A 20,985-nucleotide genomic window follows, 5' to 3' on the forward strand; every position below is an offset into this window, starting at 1 on the left:
GCGGTCGGCTTTCCTTGTCTTTCTCCGAATGAGCGTTGGTGGGAGAACTGCGTTTTCGGAAAATCCAATCGGAAACGATCCGATCGGGCTACTGACGACCGATTCTGTCGGAGCTTTCTGAGATCTGTTCCAGACGGAGAGTTCTGGATGTAGAGGTGCCCCAAACTGACGGTAACAGAACATCGGCTCTTGCTTCATAGTGGTGACCAGCACGACCGTCACTCGCATCGATTTTCATTGATATTTCCTCTATTGGAATATTCGGAATAGGCCCTGGCGTGCCTATCTGATACCCGGTAAATATGATATCTGTGATAATGCACCAGACCTCACCAGAACTTCCATCGCTTGACCCCGGCATTACACTGCTCGAAACCGACGGGCGAATGAATGGCTCACTCCAGTCGCTTGTCCTCGACCTGCTGACTCTCGGCACGCTTCTCCCGGAAATTGACGAGCTCCGTATTCTGTTCTGAACGCTGAACCGTCTCAAAGAGTTAGCGACCTGCAGTCAAGCTATACGAATCGACGAAGTCACTGGCTATTCAAGACGGCTCTAGCACGTTGTACATAGGTGTTTTTCGACCAACTGCGGGCAGTACTCATCTCATCGAGTAGTGACTCAGCATCAGTCGGCGACACGATTTCATTTCGTACGAGCACAACGAGCAACATCGGCGTTGTTACAAGCCGAGTGTCAACGAGTGAGGCATGAATGAGAGCAAGACGATTAAACTCGTCACATAAAAATTGCGTCGCGTTTAGTTCATTTGTGAGTGTCACGGCGGCGTTCTCGCCATCATCAAGTGGGAATGATTCTTCGAGATCGACAACTCGTTCGTCAAAAGCTTCCCGCCGATCGAGAACCTGTTTTGCACCCTGTCCTGATGCATCATCGTATGCTGCTGTCTCTCCTAACTCATCGAAAACCAGCGTTGGAACGATAATCGTGTGGGTAGCAAGGAGATGGTCGAGTGGGTTCCACGTGTGATTGGCGACCGTGCCGAGGCTCACGAGAGCAGATGTGTCTGCGACAATCTGCATTTATGAATCAGTTAGCTCCTCGGCGGTCGCATCGATGAATTCATCCTCGAGCTGCTCTTTGAGAATCCGGAAATTGGCGGCTTCTTCGTGGCCAACGAGTTCTTTCAACTGTGTAAACGTAATATCATCACTGTAGAATGCTTCTGCGATTTCCTGTTTGAGTTCGTCGTTATGCGCGGCATCGCGAAGATAGTCTCGGAGTGCCGAGAGAATGACTGTCGTTCGATCTGTCTCCAAGACTGTGGCGAGCGTATCCGTTTGCTGGACAAGCCGCTCGGGAGCACGGAATTGAACTCGCTTTTTCTCGCCTGTATCCGAACTCATGTGTGTACATTGTGAGCCGAGGGGGAAAACTCTGTTGTCGCATTCCATCACGGGAGTCCTACGTACCGGCCATCCCGACCACAGACAAGGTGGCCGGCACAACCTCTCCCCCTCCCGCTGGCTTTGAGCCGATAGACGCCGATCCAACTACCGTACTTACGAGTAGCCGTACGGCGTCAGCCCCGAACTGTGTCAATTTGGGGCGTCCACATCCGCGTTTGTGTGGGTGTTCGTGTTAGATTCGTGTCCCTCTCGGGCGTGAGTTCGTCCCGACCACGCTACTCTCCGGCAACCGCGTCTGTGGTCGGACTGTCGTCTGTGTTCTGATTCGTAACTTCCCCGGAAAGTTCGACATCGGCTTTCAGGACGAGCCGCGTCTCTTTGTAACTCAAGCCGTCCTTGGATCGCTGGCGCTTGATCTTTCCAAGGCGTCTATCGCCGGAACGTTTGCTGTTGTTGGGGATTATTAGTTATATTTTATGCTAACTCAAGAGTACTCGTGTCGTCAATCGTGTTCGCGGTGTAGTAATGTGTGAGGGATGTGGGATAGCGGCTGCTCCCGCGTGTGTTCAGTTTTGCTCCGGTTGGCTGGGGACTTTATCCATCGAGTTCTATGAATCAAATGCAGTTAGCGTACCCCAGTAGACGGTGTGGACCACTGTGTTCATTCCAAGCCCATCCTTCCACACCGTGTGCGCATTTCCCCTTGTCTCAAACAATTAGATAGTGTCACAAATACCTCTCTGTCCGGGAGGTTTACTTACTCAAGATGCGAACGTGGCAGCACGAATGGGCTCTAATGAGAAGTCGCCACTCACACCACTTGCTCAAGAAGCGCTCGATGCACTTGGGAGAGAGCTCCCAGCTGAGGGAGAGGTGACTTACGAACAAGCGTACTCGATTCTTAAGGAAGAGGAGGAGTTGAACCGTCCAAGTGCCACAGATATTGTCGAACGGCTCTACAACAAGGGCCATCTCTACGAAGTTGAGGGCAAGCTTAGACTCACTGATTACGAATCTACACAGTAACGAGCGTTCCACTACCCAGCGCTCACGAATCGGTACCCATTCTTTGTAAAGAGAGATGTGGCGGGGCAAGGACGGATCAGGAGTGATGGCGCCAGATCCGGTGAATGTCAGAGCGACCTCGCCACATGCTAGATAATGTCTGCCAAACTTAAATGCTTTGTGGTAAGCGAAAAACCAAACAGTTTGGAGCAGAGAATCTGCTGTTTTGCCACCACTGCTCGAACACGAAGTCCACTACGACTGGATAGCGTTTGTGCGGTTTCGTGATTCGGATACCGGTGCGTTCACGAAGTACTTCGGGAAAGTCGCTGGTGAAGACAAGTATAAACATCGGGGCATCGAGTGTCGCCAGCGAAGTTCGCCCTCGTATATCGACGATGCGCAGAAAGCGTTGATTCGAGCGGTGGATGCATATCGTGATCCAGAGGCGGTTTGTGAGGAATTGCAGTCGTGGGTTGATTGACTGGAGTGGGGAGCGGTTGACCCGAATGCGTTGGTAATCACTAATCGTGTCTCGAAAAAGCGGGAAGACTACACGCAGTCAACCCGGAGTGTGGCGGCACTGGGGCGAGCGGCTGATTTGGGGTTGGCGCGTACCCCTGGTCAGAGCGTGTCGTATGCGGTGGTCGACGATGCAAAGCAGTCGCGTGAACGGGTGCTGTTGGCGAGTGAGGAGTTGAACGAGTATGACGTCGGGTTTTATCGGGAGTTGTTGGTTCCGCATGTCGTCAAAAAAGAACCGAGACGCTATTTCTCGCGATGAGATCGGTTCACTGCTTGCAGCATTCTTCGACGAAGCCCTCGTAGATTTCCAGATTGTATCTCCTGATGAGCAGCTGTTCGACTATGGCTCATAGAAGAACGGAATCGGGGGCGTGTGGCTCGGGGGCACGGCCATGTATCCGGTATGCAAGCGCCGACGCTCGTGCAACTGGACGATGTAGACACACCGGCCGTCGAGTTCGCTCGTGATGTCCAAGCCTGTGTTGTGCACCCCCTCGGAGACCCCCGAGAGGTCGATGTCCACCGGGATCTTGTCGGTAGCGGCTGCATTGTCGTCAATTCCCTGTGACGGATCCGTGTTCTTCTGGAGAGTGATCCAAGCCTGCCCGAGGTGGTCATGGTAGACGTTGTAGGCAAGCTCGACTGTGCCCGAGATAGGTGCACAAGGATCGGCGCCCTCGAAGGGCAGGAACGAAAGCCGCTTGAACGCCGGATTGTTGTCGATCACCATCGAGTTGAGCGTCTTGCCGTGGCCGCCGGCGAGCAGGCTCCCGGCGTTCCGCGTCTCAAACCTGATCGAGACCTTCCGCTCGGGGTACGTCCCGTTCGGTATGGGATCGCCTACGTTCGCGGGCGTCGGATCGGGGTCATTCGGCGCGAACACGGTGCTGTTGAGGCCCATAAGCTGGTCGCTGTCGTCCCACGCAAGAGGGTTAACCTCGGTCAGGCCGACACCCACGTCGGAGTCGTTCTGGAGCGAGCGGTCAATGGCCTTCTCGATGTTGAGCCAACCGTCGGTATCGAGGTCGGCAGGCGAGGACCAGACCTCGACGTACTCCGCCTCGCCGGACGCAGGAACGAACACAAGAATCGTTCCCAACTTCGAGGACGCAAACAGACCCGGGTTGGCATCGTCACCGATCGCCTTGGTGAACGTGCTGGCCGGGAGTGACCCGGTCGCGTTCGAGGCGGTCGTCTCGGAGACGAGGAACCGGTACTCAAGCGCCGCACCACTCGGGCCATAGACTGGCGCGCTGCCCGTGAACTGGATATTGCCCGTCAGGGCGTACTTCGTTCCGCCGGACTCGGCGTAGCCGTCGTCGTCGAAGTCCCCTGGCACGGCGAACGCCGATCCGACTCCGGTCCAGAGCGTTGGGGTTACCTTCCCCCACCCCTTCGGGTCCTTCCCATCCTTAATCGGGACGCAGAGGTCCACGTGGTGGCAGTGTCCAACGTTCTCACGGCCCGGAGTTCGGCCTTCGTTGCGGTCCTCGTCGAGAAGGATCCCACCCCCACTAGCGGTGATCCGGAAGAATAGGTCCGGCCCGGGCGTAAACTCGATGTCAAGCCACGGCATCGGCGTTCGCTCGAAGATCTCCGACGTGTAATAGATGCGGTACGCACCCGCGCTATCGGTCGTATCAGAACCCAAGGGATCGTCCTCGATGATGTCGGTGTCGAAGGCGGCGACGGTCACGCCGGGCACCGGTGCGTCGCTCCCGCAGACTGTGACCCTGCCACAGACGACCCAGACGTCGAACAGCGAACGCACGTGACACCACGAGCGTTTCGGGAGACAGTACTCCCAGAACGCGATCGCTCCCTGCTCAGACTTGCGCCACCGTGGCTGGAGTGTCGTGATCGTGAACTGAACCGGCTCCGTGTCCTTTGCCTGTGCACCCGGGACGTGGTCTGTCCGGACGTCGATCTCGAACGGACCGCCGTCATAGTCCGCGTCGTCCACATCTATCGAGAACTCCCCCTCCTCGTTCGTATCTCTCTCGGCAAGCAGCCGGTCGGCTTTCGCCTCGACGACGTCGTCGTCAAGGATCCTGAAGGTCTCTTTCTCCCTGGCCGTGGCGAGCTCCACGAGCTCTCGCTGCTCCCAATCGGGTCGGTAGAGGCGAACGGTTGCCTTCTCTATCGGTTCCTGAATGCCTGAGCAGATATATCCACAAAGGCGTCCATTAAAGGTGTATTGCATGGTTTCTTCCTGGTTTCTGGTTTGTTCGTGCCTCTCGTCAGCGATCAACAGCGATCAAGCTACAACAGACCATCGAATCGGTCATTGACGGCCATCCCTCTCGACGAGCGCATACTCGCCGACCTTTATTGAGGAGAAAACCCGCGGTATCCGTCCGTGATCGAATCGATCGGTGACCACAGTCGTCCGCCTGGACGTGACGCAGCAGGTCGGCCTTCAGCATATCTCCGTTCATGTCGGTAAACACACTTCTCCTCCTATTTATACAATGTTTTATAATTATATCGTTGATAATATATCAGAAAAACTTATATAAAAATACATCTATACACACATTGAACGCTTCTTTCCAGTGGGAGATGCCAATTACGTTATGATCGTTCTCCGGGAGGTCGACCGGTCGTATGTTATCGATTCTCGTCGTCAGAACCGTTTCGTAAGGACGAGTTATCCCAAACGCGGCCTACCCCAAGAGCGGCGAAGGGTAGCGAGCCAGAAACAAAGAAGACTGACTCCTTCCAGCTAGCAGGGTCTGGATACCGATTCGCTTTTCCACATGTCTCCTTTCGGGTACTATTCCAAGCTGGGAACGCTTTCAGCTCTTTGCTGCTATTCGACCAGTCCATCTACGAGTATGACGATTACCGGCGTGTCGTCGGCTTCCCTCAACTACGGTTATACCGGTGTCGATGTTTCGTGAGAGAATTCGGCGAGTGCTCTATTGCAGGCTGCCGTGATCGGATTCACGTATCGTTCCTGAAACGACTCGCTGCTACCACCCAATGCCAAATAAAGGGCCAGTTCATCGGAGAGGAACCCGAACTCCCCGTCTGGTGTCCGCTGGCTGCGGAGGTACCCAACTGCGTTGGTAATTAAGTTTGGGTACGCATCTACGACGGGTGATCCAGAGAGTTTGGCGAGATGATTCGCCGCCGCCTCTAGATCGTATGAAGCGAGCGCCCGAAACGCGTCTCCGAGTCGAAGGAGATCATCGTTCGGAATCTGAGACGCTGGATCAGCCTTTCCGTACTCTTGACACAGAGCCGGCCAGTCTCGCTTGAGAACTTCGATAGCCATCGCAGTAGCTATATTAGTGTGATAGTTGGCTTCCCACTCGCTTAGTCCTTCTGCGTCTATCCCGCTATCCTCTCTCTGCGGGCCAGGTATATAGGATCGACCACTCATTTTGTCACGAAGCCAGCCCAGGGCCGCCCTGACAATTGTCGGCGCGAGTTTTCGTTCCAGTACTCCAACAGCGAGTAGTTCGGCGACGATGTCTGTGTCGTTTTCGAGGATGAATCGAAGGAGCAGTCCTGTCAACAGCTCCTCGATATCGTATACCGTTGGTTCCCCCGGAAACGCGGCGTTCTTGACCCCAAAGTTATGGTAGAAGAGGAGATTGTGCGTGAGCGCGTACACGTCCATTGGAGTCGCAGTTGACGGGTCAAGCGGATAGTGGAGACAACTCATACGCAGGATATCGTCCGTGTTTAAATCGATCTCGTAGCCGTACATAAGGCAAAAGCACCAGAGATCCATCACACGGTGGGGAACCTTTTCCACCGACCAAATATACGGGTCGGTCAGTGTCCGTTCCACAGCCGATGCGGCGTCCCGTCTCAGGGTACCGCTACTCTCTGCATAAGCGAACGGATAAGCGAACGCGAGGAAACGCTCAGGGTACCGGAACAACAACGTGTAGTACCGGGGGTCATTTACGCGCTCATCTATGAGTTCCTGAAGCGGTATCGCCGATCGCGGGAGACCGGATATCCCCCTAACGTGGAGATAGAGGCTGAGTTCGCTGAATGCTTTCCGGCGGAAATCCCGGTCGTCAGTACTCGTCCACAAGAGTGGATCGAACTCGTCGACGCGATCAGACAACCACTCGTCGATCCTCTCCGAAAACTCGTCGAGTACTGCCGGGACCTCGTCCTCGTGGACTGGGTCGATCAAGCACTGTGATTCAGCCCCGGATGAACTCCAATCGCTATTGCTCTCCGCTTTTGCGTTTTCGTTCTTCATATTTTCACTCTTCATGATTACAAAGTAAAACAGCCGGCTATCGGGCCGGCTACCTTTCCACGTTTCCAGTTCCTTCGAGGACGTCTTCCATAATCTCGCGATCGAACAGCCGGTCGTGATCGTACATCCCGTAGATGAGAACGCCTCGATTAACACAGACCCAGCTCGGATCGAACTTTAGATCTGGCAGTTCACTCTTCGCGGTGACATTGACGAGGTCGCCCACACTGATGTCGTCGATATCGAAAACCTCCTTGCGGAAAGCGTCGGACATCACGAGATCGAGTACCGCTCGCTCAGGAGTTAGATCGCTAACTTCGGAATTTCTCTTTACATTTTTGGTCATTATAGACACCATTACGGTCGATACAACCATCAACCGCATATTATATAAGATATATAAAAATATAAACTTAGCGATTTATAATGGGGATTCCATTCTGGCCGAGTGTAAACAGATCTGGGAAGAACACGGCTCGTTAGGGAACTTCTGCTTCCAAGTAAGGTGGTTGTCAGTTGCTGTCAACGAGAGTGATTCGAGCCGTCGTCTCATCACTTTTCGTTGCTTTTGATTGTGCTCTCAGTTCGACGAGTAACGGCGTATCGGGTTGGTGTCTATTGGCACTTCCCGACGATCTTGACGCTATCTATACCAGCAAGGCTTTCACCGCTCTCGGTCAGGCCAACGAGTACACCCTCCGTGTCACCGTCCGTGAACCCAGCATCTTTCACCGGGAAGTGCCCCACGAAATCCACGTCGCCATCGTAATCCACATCCTCGATATGGCCACTGCCATGGGCAAGTGTGGCGCCGCCACCGCCGATAACCGTGCTTGGCGACCCGAACCGAAGCGATGATGGATCGACCGTCGTCGCGTCGAAGTCCGTGGTAGTAAGGATGGCCACCGGGATCACGCCCTCGCGGTTGGTGTTACAGTTGATGGCGTTCGGGTAGCTCCCAGGCTTGATATCGATTTCGACCTCAGTCGGGCAGATGTCTGCTGCGATCTCCTCGAACGTAGCCTCGATTTGCCCGACATCCACGTTGGGGAAGGCGTGTGACGTCTTCGGTTCGCTGGCCATCTCCAGCATCAGGTCTTGGCCCAACGAATTTAGGCCGACGCCGATGGTGTAAACCTCGATACCATCCACCGTCTTTGCGGCGTTCGCTTCCTCGGACGGGTCGTTCCCACCGAGACTAGAGAACGTGCTGGGATCTTCATTGTCGTTGTTGTCTCGGTTCGGTGCCCCGTCGCCGAGGAGCACCATTATTTTCGGTACGTCCGAGCGGTAGTTTCCGCTTGCAACGATATCGTCGGAGTAATCCATCCCGCTCAATTCTTCCCGGCCAGCTTGGACACCGGCCTCCATGTTGGTGAAGATATCGCCAGATGGGCTATCGGGAATGCTGCTGATCGCTCCTAGAGCTGTGGAGGCATTGCCAGTGAGTGGCTGGAACAATGGGATGTCGCTGGAGCCGGGTTCACCACCGAACGTCAACATACCGACGTGCACACCGTCTGTTGAGACGTTCAGCGCGTTTACTAGGGCCGTCGCCCCGGCCTTGGCTTGTTGCATCCTAGTCGGCGATCCTATGCTCATCGAGCCGGACTGGTCAAGAACGACGATCACATCGAGTTGTGCAAGTTCACAGAGGTCCTCTAACGTTTGAGCTCCTGCCACTCTGGTGGCAAAATTGAGTCCTCCAACTAACGTGCTGGCACCGGCGATCTTCATGACTAGGCGGCGTGTCAGTCTCGGTTCTTCCAAGTCTATTTGCGTTTCCGTCGTTTTCTTCTGCATCTCTATCGTCTCCTGCCGACAGAAGTCATCCATGTCCCAACATGACCGTTTACCCACTGAGTGGGTAGTGGATCATCTGATTTCTTCTCGTCTGCTACATATACCTGTACCTCATTAATAATAAATACATATGTATGTGGGTTATTCTTCAATCTATAACTGAATGGGTTGATGGTTCTTGCTCTATATCGAAATATTCTTATCAGAAGTAATTAAATATTATGGAAATATTTGCTCAAGAACACAGTCAAAGATACCTTGTCAATGAATTAACTTGGTTCAGGGAACCTATTAGTGAGAATCCCCACATATGTGACATCTTCTCCGTCGTAAACGACAGATCTTCCCGCGCAACGGGATTCCTTGTAACTCACATCCTGGATCCGTTCGGCCATCTCCTCCATCACCCGATTCCCGTCGTTCTTGTACGCACAGCCATAATGCGTCGCAACCTCTCGATACCCGATTCGTGCGACCATTACGTCGTTCGTATTGGCGACGTTCTTCGCGTGCTCAAGCACATCGAGGTATTTGTCCTCGTTCTGTTGACTCTCGGCACGTTTCTCGCGGAAGTTCACGAGCTCGGTATTCTGTTCCGAGCGTTGGACCGTCTCGAAGAGCTGGCGGCCTGCATTCGCGGTTTAGTCGGAATTCGACTGTAGCAGTTTGATCCTATTCTAACCGAAGAAATTGGAATACAGACCAGTCAAACTGTTTTACCACAGCGAGAAACCCAGCAGAACACACAAACAACCCAAAAGCGACCAGACCGGTCTGGAATCGTGTCTGCCGATCCGGCCCCGAACTAATTGCGGAGGTCAGTGTATGCATGATGAATGTAGGGTTTCTGCTCGGGCACACTATGGCACGCGTGCGAGCAGGAAGGAGGGTGTGGCGAGGGAGAGGGCGTGTGGATCGGGAGTGATGGCGCCAGACCCACGTGGGAGCCCATTCAGGGTGTCAGAGGCAACCGCGCCACACCTGATCCTTTGTGGGGTTCGGTATATGCTTTGTGCTATTGTTAAAAAATGAGACAGTCACACATTTTTTGAGAATGGACCAGTGCGGTCAGCCAACACAGTATCGAGTGCTGCTGTGACTGCATCGACATTATCGATATCGTCTCGATCGCACCGAAGGTTCTGACGCCACCATCCCTTTCGGTGAATTACCAACGCCTCGTCGTTGAGTGAATAGCCTGTGAACGCTGTCCACGGTCGGAACCGATGCAGCATCGGTCGCTCAACAACGAGGCCAGCATCGGTAACGCGAAACGTCCGTGGGTTCCCTGCGCCTGCAAGCGGTGCCCAGAGCACCATTAGCAAGTATAGATCTCCCGCCCACTCGACGCGAAACATAACCTGCGCAATGATACCAGCACTACTCCCGAGAATCGCGATAATCATCACGCCATACGAGATCTGTCGCCACCGTTGTGACCACCGTCCCTCCCACTCTGTGATTTCAGTCGTCCCTGCAAGCGCAGCAGTTGTGTATCTATTCCGGCTCATCGTGACGAGAGGGAGACTCGTAAACATCCCACCGATCATTGTCACCATTGCAAGTACGATTGCAATACCGGGTGGTGAAACACCGATTCCAGATGCTGCAAACACACCGACAAAGGGGACAAACGGAATAGCGACGAGCAGCCAAATTATGTCGTGGCGACCAAGCCGAATTGCAAGCCCAGCTGTGTGAGAAATAAGCCACCCAGCAATGATCCCCAAGAGAGTAACAGAAACAAGAAAGCTGACGTACAGGGTGGCACCATCGGCGCTAACCGTTGAAATTCCGAGAATAATGATCGGAGTGAGGAGGATGGCAACGTAGAGACCAGCGACGAACGCATAGAGCGTGTCGGGGCGTTCACCGTTCGATAGATTACCCCGAGATTCAGCACGTATCGCCATACTCGCTAGTTCTTCACAGATGTTGAAAATACTACCGGACGAATAAATTTCCGCTGGCACTTTTGACTGTATCACGGGACAGAAGACGCACACAAATCATCCAGCTAAAGCCGTCCTCGATCCCCAAACCAACATCACTCGGGGAAGTGAATATCCGCAGGTACGCGAGTGAGTCCGAGCGTCGTGAAATCCCGATCAAAGGCAAGGATATGGTCGATATCGTATTCACGAGCCAGTACCGCACTCGTGTGATCAACGAACGAAATCTGCTGGTCGTCATATCGCTCGAACTCATCACACGCCGCTTGAGAAACCAGCGAGTCGTCGAGTTACCTGGTTAGCCACCGACATTCAACGTGGAGCCGGGCCTGACCCTCACCGCGGCTCGAAGACGTGGATCGGCCAGTCGGTCTCATAGTCGAGCGAGACCTCCCGCTCTGCAGCCGTCGGCTCGCGCACCGTGAGTTCGACCGAATCACCGATGGCGACGTCGGCGTAGTCGGCGGCCACGCGCCCAAGGAGGCGGCCACCGTCCGCGAGTTCCACGACGGCGACCGTGTAGGGCGCGTCCGCCGCGAACGCCGGCGGCGGCGTGTGGATCTCCGTGTACGAGAAGACCCGGCCCTCGCGCGACTGCGATTCGACGTCGACGGCGCGACTGCCGCAGGCGTAGCAGGCCGGCCGCGGCGGCAACAGCACCTGTCCACAGTCCGCACAGACCCCGCCCATGAGTTCGCCGTCCGCGAGGGCGTCGAAGAAGCCCGGAAGTGTCCGCGGGTCGGTCACATCGAGGTCACCGTCAGTCATGGTGCCTCCGCTGTCGTGAGTACGTGGCCGACGGTGACGGCGTCCGCGACGCCCCCTTCGTTGAGTAACAAGGCCGTCTCGGCCCCCTCGACCGCGCGGTCGCCTGCGGCCCCCGTGAGCTGTTCGTAGGCTTCGAGCGCCTGCAAGAGCCCGGTCGCGCCGATGGGGTGGCCGCGGGCCTTCAGTCCGCCGCTCGGACTCAACTGCACGTCTGTCCAGCCGTCAGCCCGCTCCGCTGGCGCCTGGTAGCTCTGATAGCCCGTTCCCGCGGGGGCGAAGCCGACGGCCTCCGCGAGCATGGCCTCGCAGACGGTGAAGGCGTCGTGGACCTCCGCGATATCGACGGCCGCGGCGTCGATGCCCGCTTCCTCGTAGGCCGTCTCGGCGGCGATGCGAGCGCCGGCGATGTCGGTCATGTCTCGCTCGGCGACCGCGATGTTGTTCGCGGAGGCCCCGCTGCCCGCGACGCGCACCTGCGGGCGGTCGAGTTCGGCCGCCAACTCGGCGGTCGTCACAAGGACGGCCGCGGCGCCGTCCCCGACCGGCGCACAGTCGTAGAGCTTCAGCGGCGGGGCGATGGGGTCAGACTCCAGAACCGTCACCACGTCGATTTCCTTCGGAAACTGCGCCCGGGGGTTGCGAGCGGCGTTGGCGTGGTTCTTCACTGCGATCTCGGCAAGGTCGCGTTCCGTAGCGTCCGTCTCGTGGAGGTAGCGCTTGGCGAGCAGTGCGTACTGGCTGGGCGCGGTGATGCCGGAGCGCTGCTCGATGGCACGGTCGAACGCCGCCGACAGCGCGTCAGTCGCGCCGCTGGTGCCCGCGGAAGTCATCTTCTCGACGCCGCACGCGAGCACGGCCTCGTGTTCTCCGTTGCGGACGTCCTTGACCGCGTGGCGCAACGCGAGCGCGCCCGCGGCGGCACACCCCTCGACTCGCTCGGCGGGGACGTGACGGAGTCCGGCCCACTCGGCCAAAAGCGTCCCGTACATGATCTGGTGTTCGTAGCTCTCTGACTGGTTGCCGACGTACACCGCCTCGACGAGGTCGGCAGGGTCGGGCAGTTCGTCGAACGCCTCCGCGAGGGCAACCGAGAACAGGTCGCGGCCCGGGAGGTCCGTGCGGCCGAGCGGCGAGGCGCCGACCGACGCGATGACTGGCTCTGGCATGCGTACCTACCCGGTCTCACTGGGGATAGTTATCAATTCGCATTCTCACACTGGCTGAGCTATCGAGTTGTAGAACTACTTAAATATAATTGCAGGCGCTGTTGAAATCACCAATTGGAGATAGTTTTCAACGAAGGTGCTGAATACAGGGCGCGAGTCGGTCACTGGCGGTTGTTTCCTCTGCCTTGATTAGAATTGCTACAAACAGAGTCTTTTACTGTCGCAGAGGGCGAACATACACACCGATGGGAGTCCCTGAGGTAGATACGGCTGTGGTATTCGGATCGATAACGATGGTTTCGTGGGGAATCTGGATCGTCCTAGGGAACGCTGCCTCGGAGTCCATCGACCCGAAGACGGCTGCCGCGATATCGTATCTCGTCGCAACCCTTCTTGCAGTCGGGTTTGTCATCGTGTCTGGTGCCTCACTGGCCATCACGCCACGAGGCGGGGTACTCGCTGGCGTGGCTGGATTGTTCGCCGGAATTGGCTTCGTCTCGATGTACCTCGGTCTCTCACGTGGCTCGACGACGGTCGTTTCGACTCTCGGTGCCATGTATTTCGTCGTCGCAGCGTTCATCGGGATGGCCGCGCTCGGAGACGAAATCACCGCAACCAGAGTTGCAGGACTCCTGCTCGCAGGTGTCGCCGTCATCTTCGTAGCTCAATAATCGAGCCGCTCACGCTACCTGGCCGGCCAATAGCTGGTTCACTTCGTCACGGCCGAACAACACGCCCCGCCATACTACATCCATCCTCTTGTTCGCAGAATGAGGTCTGAAGGGAAATCGACTCACTTATTATACATCAAAATCGGATGGACTTTGGTGTCTCTGATTGGTGAGTCATGTTCGTGAACACGAGCGCCGAAATATGAACCCGAGTTAGGATCGGTTCGTGTTCATATCGGGTCGAGCTCGATTTGCTACGCGAAACTAGTGGGGTGTGGGACAAAGTGGTGTTGACGAAGCAAGGAGTCAAATTCATCAAAAGCACATGCTGCAAATTGAATTCTGAATTTTATGTTCGCACGAATTGCTAATCAATCACAACGCGAGTATCCAGCGGGTTAGGTGGTGACTCCGTTCGTTCTTGAATCAATTCACGAGCTTCACCATCAAAGTCGTAGATATCGAGAACGAGATTATCTAATTCCTCCTGAAGAGCCCTCATTTCCTCACCGGCACTTTCTAGCTCATCTTGAATCAACTGCAGTTTATCTATAATGTCTGGTAGTGCTGACTCATTAGTCGGTAATTCAATCTTCTTAATTTCATCAGCTAACTCGAACGTCTTCACGTTTAGAAACTCAAGACCAAGCGTATCAGCGACCCACTGAGCGGTCACAGCCGGATACTCTGACTCACGAATCACTCGGAGAATATCGTCGTCAGTCGTTTCCTCTGCAAATTGACCACTAGTATCGCGCTCTCTCTCATCTGTCATCGTAGCCTACAGTCTATTGTCAAAACCAACCTGAGCAAAATGCTGGTAGCCGGCAGAGGGTTAGCGGCAATCCATAATCAAATTATAGGTGCCAAGATACTGCACCCAGTCAAACGCCGGTTCTATTGTATCTATCACAGCTTCTGGATCACTGCCTTCAAAATCTGCATGAAAGACATAATCACCGAGTGCTTTCGTCGAAGGACGTGCCTCGAAGCGTGTAAAGTCGACATCCGCATCTCCCAAAACGTGCAACACATCGCTGGACAAGGCAGGAGGCTCTAGACCAGGATACAGAAGCAGCGTTGATTTTGTACCCTCAGTCGCAGGTTCAGTCTCGAGGCGGACAAATCGAGTTACGTTATTCGATACGTTTTGAATATCTGTTGCAAGCAACTCAAGATCATTTTTCTCTGCGAGATCAGGATGGGCTACCGCAGCAACTGAACCGTCCGTCGTAGCCAACTCAACGCCTGCGGAGGTGCTATCGACCTCATGGAACTCAGCATTCGGATACTCTCTGGAAAGATAGTCACTACTTTGTGCAAGTGCTTGCGGGTGACTTGCCACTTTCGTGAAATCGGGTGATTGGGCCATCAACGCATGCCAGATTTCAACGTTCACCTCTGCGGTAATATACAGATCACGTTCTTCGAGAATATCCAGTGTATCGATAACTGCACCCTGGATTGAGTTCTCAATCGGAAGAATAGCTGCTTGCACTTCGCCCGAGCTTACCGCATCTGCAGCGGCAAACATGGTCTCGTAGAATTTGACCTGATCATTAACTTGGAGAGCTGCACGATGGGAGTAACTTCCTGCTGGGCCAAGAGTGCCAACGGCCTGTTCTGTGGGTGTTTCCGCACTTTCGGCGATTCCCTGTTGAGATGCGACGGCGCCAATTGCAACTGCTGCACCAGTACGTGTTAAGAATTCACGTCTGTCAATGAACTCCATAGATGTTATTGTTCGAAACAGAAACTTAAACCTATTCTCTGATAGAAAATATGGAATTGGCCAGTGCCCTCTGTAAACGTCTCGAATTGTATCGAGATGAAATTCCGACGACCCCGATTAGCATAGAGGGAAGCTGACGAGACGGCACAGAACCGTGCATAGGCCGAACAATTTACTTTCGACGTCGATGCCCTCGGACTCATCGACGTCACCAGTGAAAGCCACGAGATCCCCGCAGACCACCAATACGTGGTCCCCATCGACAACATAACCGAGAACCTGATGGCCTGCACCTGTCCGCATCACGTCCACCGCAATGCCTTCTGCAAGCACATGGCCGCCGTCGAAAACACAACCGACGACGGAACGCTCGAGGCGTTCTCCTCGGAGGACAGCGAAGACGATGCAGAACCCGAAGACTGTGACTGTGACTGTGACGGCCTCGATGACTTCCCGTGCTGGCCATGCGTAAGAACCGGACGGACGGAACTGCCGAACGAACCACCGCTTCAGCCCTTTTTATCCATGGCACGCCAAGTGACGTTTTCGGAGATCACCGACCAGCGAATGCTTACGAATTTGGAACGCGGACGCACCAATTCGCCGAGCAGTATGTATTAGGGGACGCCGTGGAACCAGCAAACGACGATGAGCGTTACATCAAGCGTTTCATCGACTCATTAGATGGTGACCTGCGAGTTGAACAAGATGCCTATCTACCGTTGACGGTTGATAGCGAACGAATTACCATTTATGGGATCATTGACCTCGTCCATCTTCGACCCGAGACTGTGGATATCATCGACTTCAAAACAGATCGGAGTCGAATTGCCGAGTCAGAATATTGGAAGCAGTTGAGCATCTACTATCACGTACTCACAGAGTGCTTCCCAGAGCGACCCGTCACAGCGAGCATTTTCTACACGACGGATGGGAAGCATGTTAATATTGAGCCCCTCTCAAAGAGTGAACTCGGTGGGCTTGCTAAACTTATAGAGGAATCTACTACCGAATCAGCCTCTGTACTTGATTAACTATTCCCCAGATATTCTATATGGGTAAACGGAGTATTATATACAAACTCAAAATACGATCAGTTTACAAGATATCTTGTCCAAATAAATAGGATGAATTCTCCTTTAAAACACGTCATTCACGAGGATCCTGGACGAATTCATACAGACCTCGGGTATACCGACGAATCCAGCCTGCATTAGTCAACTCCCGTAAATAGAACTCAACGTTCCCCTTCGCGATCCCTGTTTCTTCGTGAATCGATACCGGAGTATGGCGTCCCCATGGCTGGTTACTGTCTCGGCCTTTTTTGAAGGCATCCAATACCATCTCCCCATCACCGGTCGGTTCGAAGTTCTCATTTACGGTTCCTCTGGACATGCGTTCACCTATCTCATAGTACGTTTTGCTACGATATCTACTTTTCTTCTTATTCAGGATTTCACTATGAACTACAAATCTTTATTATGGTTGTAATCGTACATGTGATTGAGGAGAAACGAGGACATAGTCTTCTATTGCTCCCACAAATGGCAAATAAATTCGGAGGCGGGCATTCTCGTAAAGGGAGTGTGCCGATGAACGATTTGAGGGTGGAACCATCCCCGTAGGAGTCACACCACAATGTGGTCACTGACGATGACAGGCGGGCGGCAACCACAAGCCGGGATCTAAGGATAATCCTGGCGTGTACCCATGTGGTCTGTGTAGTCTCACGGACGTTCGTACTCCATTTAGCGAGAAAGAATGCGAGATCTAGTTCGATGTCTCTAACCGAAGGAGTACAATCAGGTGATGACAATGGCAAACAAACGAAAGGAAAACCCACCAGCGGAAGATTCCCAGTCGGAGTTCGATCGGGGATTTGATGCGGGAGTGGAACAGGAACGCGAATTCTACGAACGAAACCGACCCTACGAAAAGCGACGCGGAGGATTGAAAGCAGTGATTGGCATTGTACTGTCACTGCTTGGCTTCCTGCTCGTAGCGATACTTGCAATCGGGGTATTATTCCTCCTCTTTATGGGGGGGATTTGGTTAGGTGCGCTTGCAACCCCCGAACTAGGGGATGTCCCAGTTGCGCCGGTCATTCCCCAATCGGGAGTTGATGGGGATGTTGCCGTTGTTGAAGGTGATACGACGGTCACCGTTGCTGGAAGTGGGGGGGGCGAACGTGCCGGTGCCCGGCTATGGTGGGGTGGCCGTCTATGTCGAACCAACTTCAATCACGGTGCCGACAAATGGAGATGTATCAAGAATTAGTATTCGAACCGGTGGGGTCTCAGTGCAACGAACCTAATCGGCATTTCAAATTCAGTACCCCCCGTAACGGGTTTAGGCGGGGGTGGAGATAGAAAATGAAGCGAAGGCAGTTCTTAAAAGCGGTGGGGGCTACAGTTGCAATCGGTACAACGGGTACCGCTACCGCCTGTAAGCACAAGCACGGCAAGAAACGAAACAGACGCCACAACACTGCACCCAATACCACTATTGTTGGTGATCGGTGGGGTGTGATTAGCCAGTCATTCGGGATGACTGAGTGGGCTATCACGGGTGAATTGAACTGGAATGGTGGATTCCCGGCGGATATCTTCATCACGGCTACATTTTACTATAAACACGGCCGGGTGTTATCGTCCGATGGAATAGACAATATCAAATTAGCACCGGGGCAAACGGATGGATTCCAAATCGATTACCTGAATGGAAACGGCAAGGCAGTCAACAGCTACAGATTAGCGACAGAAATGTTTTGACAATGAACCACGATCGACGAGCGTCAATGAAAGCGATGGGAGGAATGATGGCGCTCGGTGGTTTGAAACAACAATGGAATGGTCTGTTCGGGAATACCGCCCGTGGAGTACAATCGGGGGAATCGGTTATCACAGTGATGTCACCCTATGGTCAACCGATGTACTACCAGTTTTCAGTCACAGGTAGTGTGCGAAAACTTAGCCAAGACCCGTTCGACAACGTCCCTGCCAAAGCCGTTACTGTTGACGGAGAAGATGATATCAAAGGCTGTCTTGTGCATAGTGGAACAAACGGCGGTGCTGATGTGTATGCCATCACTGGCGAATTGACGTACGGTAATCTCTCCGGAATGGGGAAGAAAAACGGTACTGGCAAAGTATACGTCAATGGGTCAGTTGCAACTATTTCATTCGAACGAGGAACTCCGCCATCGAGCGGGACGAATACCAACTGTGACGAACCAGCAGACCAGCAAACCACAACTCAACCGGAACCCGAAAGCAAGATCATCTGCGATGCCCGCACGGCAACCGAACAGGTCGAGGTGACGATTCAGGTGACCGAGGAGGTGTTCTACCAGGGCGAAGCCCACGATGGATTAACGTTCATAATCAACGCCGGAGAAAGCGTAGCAGTTCCGTTCACGGGTAAACTGATTTGCTTTTCTGTCACGGGTGGTGATTGTGACGTGATGATGCAGTACCGAAACTAACCGGGCTGGATCGTATCCGAGTTCTACCTTCCCGTCTTCATATAACCCCTCAACCTTTATTTCATGAGGTGTAGACATCGGAACCCGGTAATAGATCTATCGTTGGAGAATGGATCTGAATACTGTATTTGTATACTGAATACATATACATACCATTCGGCGGCAATGGGCGATCATACTGAACGGAGCTATGGGTCGATTCGAATTGATATTCAATGTAGCTCCACGTCAGAAACGTTACCGGCTACGGCCAGAGGTTCGACAGCAGTACCCATGAGAGTCCTGAAAGTGTGCCTCGCGCCTACTTGATGCGGTAGGGATTGTGCTCGTCTTTATAGATATATTGGGAATCAAACACCGTGTGCCGTGGGAATAGCCAAATAGCAGAACGGAATTTCACGGACTGCTTTCGATGCCGTCCACACCGCAGGAGAAGAGTTAATACACTATCCATAGAACATGTATTGTGATGTCGACGGACGACCGAATCTCGACAACCACCAACCACGAGGAAACATTCAATGACCTCCTTACGTACGCTGAACTCCTGAACACCCCACAACTGGCCCGCCTCTACATCTACATTCTCCAAAACGGGCCAGTCGCAATCGAGACGATCAAAACGGATCTCGACATGGCTCATTCGACGACCTACAAATACATCGGGCAACTCGAGGAGATGGGTGTGCTGTCCCGCCACGACGACGAGACCCCAGCAATGGTCACCGTCGAACCGATTCGTCTCCAGATTGAGACCGAGCATGGAGATGTGACTGCAACACCAACCCTCATCGACGCAATAGGCCGCCAACACGATTCGGAGGACATTCGTGTCTTCGTCGACCGACAGGGAATTGCCAAACTGGCCGCGGCGCTCCACTATACGCTCCGGGTCATGCATGGCGAACTCACACAACGGACTGGGGCATCCAAACTCGGTGTTCACCCCGTCGAGGGAATGACCGTTTTCACTGCGTTACAGGACGTCATCGAAGAGGCGGCTGACTACGATCCCTATCTGGAGCAGGCTGAATAATGGTAGGGGCGGAGATCCCGAGCGATAGCACGGCTATTATCGACAGTAGCGTCCTGTTCGCAATGGGTGGACCGTCGAACGAGAAATATCAAGCGTTCGAGCGATTCGCTCGGCAGCGGAACCTCACCGTCACAGTCCCCGAACAAGTTGCTGTGGAGTTGGGTGAGAGTCCCGATGCATATGCGTATCAGCGCGATCGATTGCGAGCAGCCCAAGATTCAGGATGGTTGGAACCAGGCCGAATTGATTTTTCAACTCCTCGTGTTCCGGAAGTCGTCGATAAAACGCGAAAGCGGATGTTGAGCCTCTCTGCAGATGATGTTACGGAGGACGAGATCGAGAAAGCGGATACTATCCTCGCTGGATTGGCTTATCAATACGTCGCCGAAGGTCAAACTCACGTTGAGGTACTCGTGAGTGATAGGATTGCAGAACAGGCTATTCGAGATGCCTTAGTAGCCGTTGGTGTTGAAGACCGGATATCAGTTGTTGAGGGCCGAGTGCTGTTGAGAGATCTTACTGACCGATAGCGGTGCTATGCGATTATCTTCCCCTTCACTCTGAAAAGTGACTATCCGCAGGCACACGAGTCAGCCCGAGCGTCATGAAATCTCGACCGAAGGTAAAGATATACTCAATCTCGTATTCACGGGCCAGTACCGCACTCATGTGATCGACAAACGAAATCTGTTGGTCGTCATAGCGCTCGAACTTATCACACGCTGCGGCAAACACTCCCTCTCCAACGGGAAGAATATTGAAACTCCCCGAACACCGGATTGTTTGGAGGGCATCGACCGCTGTCTTGTGGTTAATTTTCCGACTGGTGAGCGTGGCTAACTCCGAGAGTACGTATCGACTCGTAAACAACGGTTGATACGGAATCGCTTCACGGCGAAGCGCATCGAACACAGACTGCGCAGTCTCGTGCCGCCCAGCACGGGTGTTCACCCACGCAAAGAATGCCCCTGTATCGATGAACAGCGGCTGTGGCTGTTCACTTATCGCCATCGTAGAGGATATCGTCGATCTCGTCTTCCTCGACTGGCTCTCCAGCAGCTGGTTTCAGCGACCAAAACGGATCGTCTGCGTTGATACCGCTCGGTTCTGCTGCATCCTCACCGATCCACCAAATGACTTCCCCTGCACCGACCTTCCGGCGTTCGATCAGTCCTTGCTCGTGGAGTTGAACGAGTTTCTGGCGGGCTGCTTCTGACGAGCAATCTAGTCGCTCACTCAGTTAC

The 20,985-nt window shown here is 53.9% G+C and carries 27 protein-coding genes; 13 read left to right on the forward strand and 14 right to left on the reverse strand.

Annotated elements, in window-relative coordinates:
- Window positions 1–317: 317 nt before the first annotated feature.
- Complete coding sequence (locus tag ACN2TU_RS21595) at window positions 318–476, forward strand: hypothetical protein (protein WP_435158342.1); 159 nt, start codon at window positions 318–320, stop codon at window positions 474–476.
- A 58-nt stretch (window positions 477–534) separates the two neighbouring features.
- Here the strand turns inward: ACN2TU_RS21595 and ACN2TU_RS21600 are convergent, their stop codons facing one another.
- The 3 genes from ACN2TU_RS21600 to ACN2TU_RS27000 all read right to left on the reverse strand — a co-directional run bounded on the left by ACN2TU_RS21600 (window position 535) and on the right by ACN2TU_RS27000 (window position 1,835).
- On the reverse strand, window positions 535–1,044 hold the full coding sequence (locus ACN2TU_RS21600) for a PIN domain-containing protein (RefSeq protein ID WP_435158343.1): 510 nt from the start codon (window positions 1,042–1,044) through the stop codon (window positions 535–537).
- Window positions 1,045–1,368, reverse strand: a complete 324-nt coding sequence (locus ACN2TU_RS21605; protein WP_435158344.1) for a hypothetical protein — start codon at window positions 1,366–1,368, stop codon at window positions 1,045–1,047.
- A gap of 278 nt (window positions 1,369–1,646) precedes the next feature.
- Window positions 1,647–1,835, reverse strand: coding sequence for a DUF8008 family protein (locus tag ACN2TU_RS27000; protein ID WP_472850217.1), 189 nt, complete (start codon window positions 1,833–1,835; stop codon window positions 1,647–1,649).
- A gap of 322 nt (window positions 1,836–2,157) precedes the next feature.
- Between ACN2TU_RS27000 and ACN2TU_RS21610 the strand changes: the two genes are divergently transcribed.
- The 3 genes from ACN2TU_RS21610 (at window position 2,158) to ACN2TU_RS21620 (ending at window position 3,160) form a co-directional block, all read left to right on the forward strand.
- Window positions 2,158–2,397 (forward strand): hypothetical protein, encoded by a 240-nt coding sequence (locus ACN2TU_RS21610; protein WP_435158346.1) that lies wholly within the window; start codon window positions 2,158–2,160, stop codon window positions 2,395–2,397.
- A 205-nt stretch (window positions 2,398–2,602) separates the two neighbouring features.
- Window positions 2,603–2,860 (forward strand): hypothetical protein, encoded by a 258-nt coding sequence (locus tag ACN2TU_RS21615; protein WP_435158347.1) that lies wholly within the window; start codon window positions 2,603–2,605, stop codon window positions 2,858–2,860.
- 90 nt (window positions 2,861–2,950) lie between these two features.
- The gene (locus ACN2TU_RS21620) at window positions 2,951–3,160 is read left to right on the forward strand and encodes a hypothetical protein (RefSeq protein WP_435158348.1); all 210 of its coding nucleotides are present in this window, start codon (window positions 2,951–2,953) and stop codon (window positions 3,158–3,160) included.
- Between the two features lie 81 nt (window positions 3,161–3,241).
- Here the strand turns inward: ACN2TU_RS21620 and ACN2TU_RS21625 are convergent, their stop codons facing one another.
- From ACN2TU_RS21625 to ACN2TU_RS21660, 8 genes are all read right to left on the reverse strand, one after another.
- Entirely contained in the window at window positions 3,242–4,990 is a 1,749-nt protein-coding gene (locus tag ACN2TU_RS21625) for a carboxypeptidase-like regulatory domain-containing protein (RefSeq protein ID WP_435158349.1), read from the reverse strand.
- A gap of 789 nt (window positions 4,991–5,779) precedes the next feature.
- Window positions 5,780–7,285 carry a DUF6895 family protein gene (locus ACN2TU_RS21630; protein ID WP_435158350.1) on the reverse strand — a complete coding sequence of 502 codons (1,506 nt, stop codon included), beginning with the start codon at window positions 7,283–7,285 and terminating at the stop codon, window positions 5,780–5,782.
- Complete coding sequence (locus ACN2TU_RS21635; protein ID WP_435158351.1) at window positions 7,179–7,505, reverse strand: hypothetical protein; 327 nt, start codon at window positions 7,503–7,505, stop codon at window positions 7,179–7,181. The genes ACN2TU_RS21630 and ACN2TU_RS21635 overlap by 107 nt, the downstream gene beginning before the upstream one ends.
- Window positions 7,506–7,744: 239 nt before the next feature.
- On the reverse strand, window positions 7,745–8,965 hold the full coding sequence (locus tag ACN2TU_RS21640; protein WP_435158353.1) for a vWA domain-containing protein: 1,221 nt from the start codon (window positions 8,963–8,965) through the stop codon (window positions 7,745–7,747).
- A 236-nt stretch (window positions 8,966–9,201) separates the two neighbouring features.
- Entirely contained in the window at window positions 9,202–9,510 is a 309-nt protein-coding gene (locus tag ACN2TU_RS21645) for a hypothetical protein (protein ID WP_435158356.1), read from the reverse strand.
- 459 nt (window positions 9,511–9,969) lie between these two features.
- Window positions 9,970–10,845, reverse strand: a complete 876-nt coding sequence (locus ACN2TU_RS21650) for a hypothetical protein (protein WP_435158358.1) — start codon at window positions 10,843–10,845, stop codon at window positions 9,970–9,972.
- 375 nt (window positions 10,846–11,220) lie between these two features.
- A complete protein-coding gene (locus ACN2TU_RS21655; protein ID WP_435158360.1) occupies window positions 11,221–11,652 on the reverse strand; it encodes a Zn-ribbon domain-containing OB-fold protein in 432 nt (143 codons plus the stop codon).
- Window positions 11,649–12,818 carry a thiolase C-terminal domain-containing protein gene (locus ACN2TU_RS21660; protein ID WP_435158362.1) on the reverse strand — a complete coding sequence of 390 codons (1,170 nt, stop codon included), beginning with the start codon at window positions 12,816–12,818 and terminating at the stop codon, window positions 11,649–11,651. Before ACN2TU_RS21660 ends, ACN2TU_RS21655 begins: the two co-directional genes overlap by 4 nt.
- A 245-nt stretch (window positions 12,819–13,063) precedes the next feature.
- Between ACN2TU_RS21660 and ACN2TU_RS21665 the strand changes: the two genes are divergently transcribed.
- On the forward strand, window positions 13,064–13,489 hold the full coding sequence (locus ACN2TU_RS21665; protein WP_435158365.1) for an EamA family transporter: 426 nt from the start codon (window positions 13,064–13,066) through the stop codon (window positions 13,487–13,489).
- Window positions 13,490–13,856: 367 nt separating this feature from the next.
- Here ACN2TU_RS21665 and ACN2TU_RS21670 read toward each other — a convergent pair whose 3' ends face one another.
- Window positions 13,857–14,264 carry a hypothetical protein gene (locus ACN2TU_RS21670; RefSeq protein WP_435158367.1) on the reverse strand — a complete coding sequence of 136 codons (408 nt, stop codon included), beginning with the start codon at window positions 14,262–14,264 and terminating at the stop codon, window positions 13,857–13,859.
- A 60-nt stretch (window positions 14,265–14,324) separates the two neighbouring features.
- Window positions 14,325–15,221 (reverse strand): prephenate dehydratase, encoded by an 897-nt coding sequence (locus ACN2TU_RS21675; protein WP_435158369.1) that lies wholly within the window; start codon window positions 15,219–15,221, stop codon window positions 14,325–14,327.
- A gap of 249 nt (window positions 15,222–15,470) precedes the next feature.
- Between ACN2TU_RS21675 and ACN2TU_RS21680 the strand changes: the two genes are divergently transcribed.
- The 7 genes from ACN2TU_RS21680 to ACN2TU_RS21710 all read left to right on the forward strand — a co-directional run bounded on the left by ACN2TU_RS21680 (window position 15,471) and on the right by ACN2TU_RS21710 (window position 20,271).
- Window positions 15,471–15,842 (forward strand): hypothetical protein, encoded by a 372-nt coding sequence (locus tag ACN2TU_RS21680; RefSeq protein ID WP_435158370.1) that lies wholly within the window; start codon window positions 15,471–15,473, stop codon window positions 15,840–15,842.
- Window positions 15,843–15,850: 8 nt separating this feature from the next.
- Window positions 15,851–16,255: a PD-(D/E)XK nuclease family protein gene (locus tag ACN2TU_RS21685; RefSeq protein ID WP_435158372.1), complete on the forward strand. Its 405-nt coding sequence runs from the start codon at window positions 15,851–15,853 to the stop codon at window positions 16,253–16,255.
- A gap of 781 nt (window positions 16,256–17,036) precedes the next feature.
- Window positions 17,037–17,498: a hypothetical protein gene (locus ACN2TU_RS21690; RefSeq protein WP_435158374.1), complete on the forward strand. Its 462-nt coding sequence runs from the start codon at window positions 17,037–17,039 to the stop codon at window positions 17,496–17,498.
- Between the two features lie 95 nt (window positions 17,499–17,593).
- Complete coding sequence (locus tag ACN2TU_RS21695) at window positions 17,594–17,992, forward strand: FxLYD domain-containing protein (RefSeq protein WP_435158375.1); 399 nt, start codon at window positions 17,594–17,596, stop codon at window positions 17,990–17,992.
- Window positions 17,993–18,180: 188 nt separating this feature from the next.
- Window positions 18,181–18,705, forward strand: coding sequence for a hypothetical protein (locus ACN2TU_RS21700; protein WP_435158376.1), 525 nt, complete (start codon window positions 18,181–18,183; stop codon window positions 18,703–18,705).
- A 469-nt stretch (window positions 18,706–19,174) separates the two neighbouring features.
- Entirely contained in the window at window positions 19,175–19,741 is a 567-nt protein-coding gene (locus ACN2TU_RS21705) for a DUF7437 domain-containing protein (RefSeq protein WP_435158377.1), read from the forward strand.
- The gene (locus tag ACN2TU_RS21710; RefSeq protein WP_435158379.1) at window positions 19,741–20,271 is read left to right on the forward strand and encodes a PIN domain-containing protein; all 531 of its coding nucleotides are present in this window, start codon (window positions 19,741–19,743) and stop codon (window positions 20,269–20,271) included. The genes ACN2TU_RS21705 and ACN2TU_RS21710 overlap by 1 nt, the downstream gene beginning before the upstream one ends.
- A 25-nt stretch (window positions 20,272–20,296) precedes the next feature.
- On the opposite strand, the gene ACN2TU_RS21715 is transcribed toward ACN2TU_RS21710, so the two are convergent.
- On the reverse strand, window positions 20,297–20,752 hold the full coding sequence (locus ACN2TU_RS21715) for a type II toxin-antitoxin system VapC family toxin (RefSeq protein WP_435158380.1): 456 nt from the start codon (window positions 20,750–20,752) through the stop codon (window positions 20,297–20,299).
- Here ACN2TU_RS21715 and ACN2TU_RS21720 point away from each other — a divergent pair.
- Window positions 20,718–20,957 carry a hypothetical protein gene (locus ACN2TU_RS21720; RefSeq protein WP_435158381.1) on the forward strand — a complete coding sequence of 80 codons (240 nt, stop codon included), beginning with the start codon at window positions 20,718–20,720 and terminating at the stop codon, window positions 20,955–20,957. The genes ACN2TU_RS21715 and ACN2TU_RS21720 overlap by 35 nt on opposite strands.
- Window positions 20,958–20,985 lie beyond the last annotated feature (28 nt).

Source organism: Haladaptatus marinus, from assembly GCF_051194195.1.

Coding starts and splice junctions, on each gene's coding strand:
- ACN2TU_RS21595 (WP_435158342.1), top strand. CDS start 318: ATGCACCAGACCTCACCAGAACTTCCATCGCTTGACCCCGGCATTACA.
- ACN2TU_RS21600 (WP_435158343.1), bottom strand. CDS start 1,044: ATGCAGATTGTCGCAGACACATCTGCTCTCGTGAGCCTCGGCACGGTC.
- ACN2TU_RS21605 (WP_435158344.1), bottom strand. CDS start 1,368: ATGAGTTCGGATACAGGCGAGAAAAAGCGAGTTCAATTCCGTGCTCCC.
- ACN2TU_RS21610 (WP_435158346.1), top strand. CDS start 2,158: ATGGGCTCTAATGAGAAGTCGCCACTCACACCACTTGCTCAAGAAGCG.
- ACN2TU_RS21635 (WP_435158351.1), bottom strand. CDS start 7,505: ATGGTTGTATCGACCGTAATGGTGTCTATAATGACCAAAAATGTAAAG.
- ACN2TU_RS21640 (WP_435158353.1), bottom strand. CDS start 8,965: ATGGATGACTTCTGTCGGCAGGAGACGATAGAGATGCAGAAGAAAACG.
- ACN2TU_RS21650 (WP_435158358.1), bottom strand. CDS start 10,845: ATGGCGATACGTGCTGAATCTCGGGGTAATCTATCGAACGGTGAACGC.
- ACN2TU_RS21655 (WP_435158360.1), bottom strand. CDS start 11,652: ATGACTGACGGTGACCTCGATGTGACCGACCCGCGGACACTTCCGGGC.
- ACN2TU_RS21660 (WP_435158362.1), bottom strand. CDS start 12,818: ATGCCAGAGCCAGTCATCGCGTCGGTCGGCGCCTCGCCGCTCGGCCGC.
- ACN2TU_RS21665 (WP_435158365.1), top strand. CDS start 13,064: ATGGGAGTCCCTGAGGTAGATACGGCTGTGGTATTCGGATCGATAACG.
- ACN2TU_RS21670 (WP_435158367.1), bottom strand. CDS start 14,264: ATGACAGATGAGAGAGAGCGCGATACTAGTGGTCAATTTGCAGAGGAA.
- ACN2TU_RS21675 (WP_435158369.1), bottom strand. CDS start 15,221: ATGGAGTTCATTGACAGACGTGAATTCTTAACACGTACTGGTGCAGCA.
- ACN2TU_RS21690 (WP_435158374.1), top strand. CDS start 17,037: ATGGCAAACAAACGAAAGGAAAACCCACCAGCGGAAGATTCCCAGTCG.
- ACN2TU_RS21695 (WP_435158375.1), top strand. CDS start 17,594: ATGAAGCGAAGGCAGTTCTTAAAAGCGGTGGGGGCTACAGTTGCAATC.
- ACN2TU_RS21705 (WP_435158377.1), top strand. CDS start 19,175: ATGTCGACGGACGACCGAATCTCGACAACCACCAACCACGAGGAAACA.
- ACN2TU_RS21710 (WP_435158379.1), top strand. CDS start 19,741: ATGGTAGGGGCGGAGATCCCGAGCGATAGCACGGCTATTATCGACAGT.
- ACN2TU_RS21720 (WP_435158381.1), top strand. CDS start 20,718: ATGAACAGCGGCTGTGGCTGTTCACTTATCGCCATCGTAGAGGATATC.
- ACN2TU_RS21715 (WP_435158380.1), bottom strand. CDS start 20,752: ATGGCGATAAGTGAACAGCCACAGCCGCTGTTCATCGATACAGGGGCA.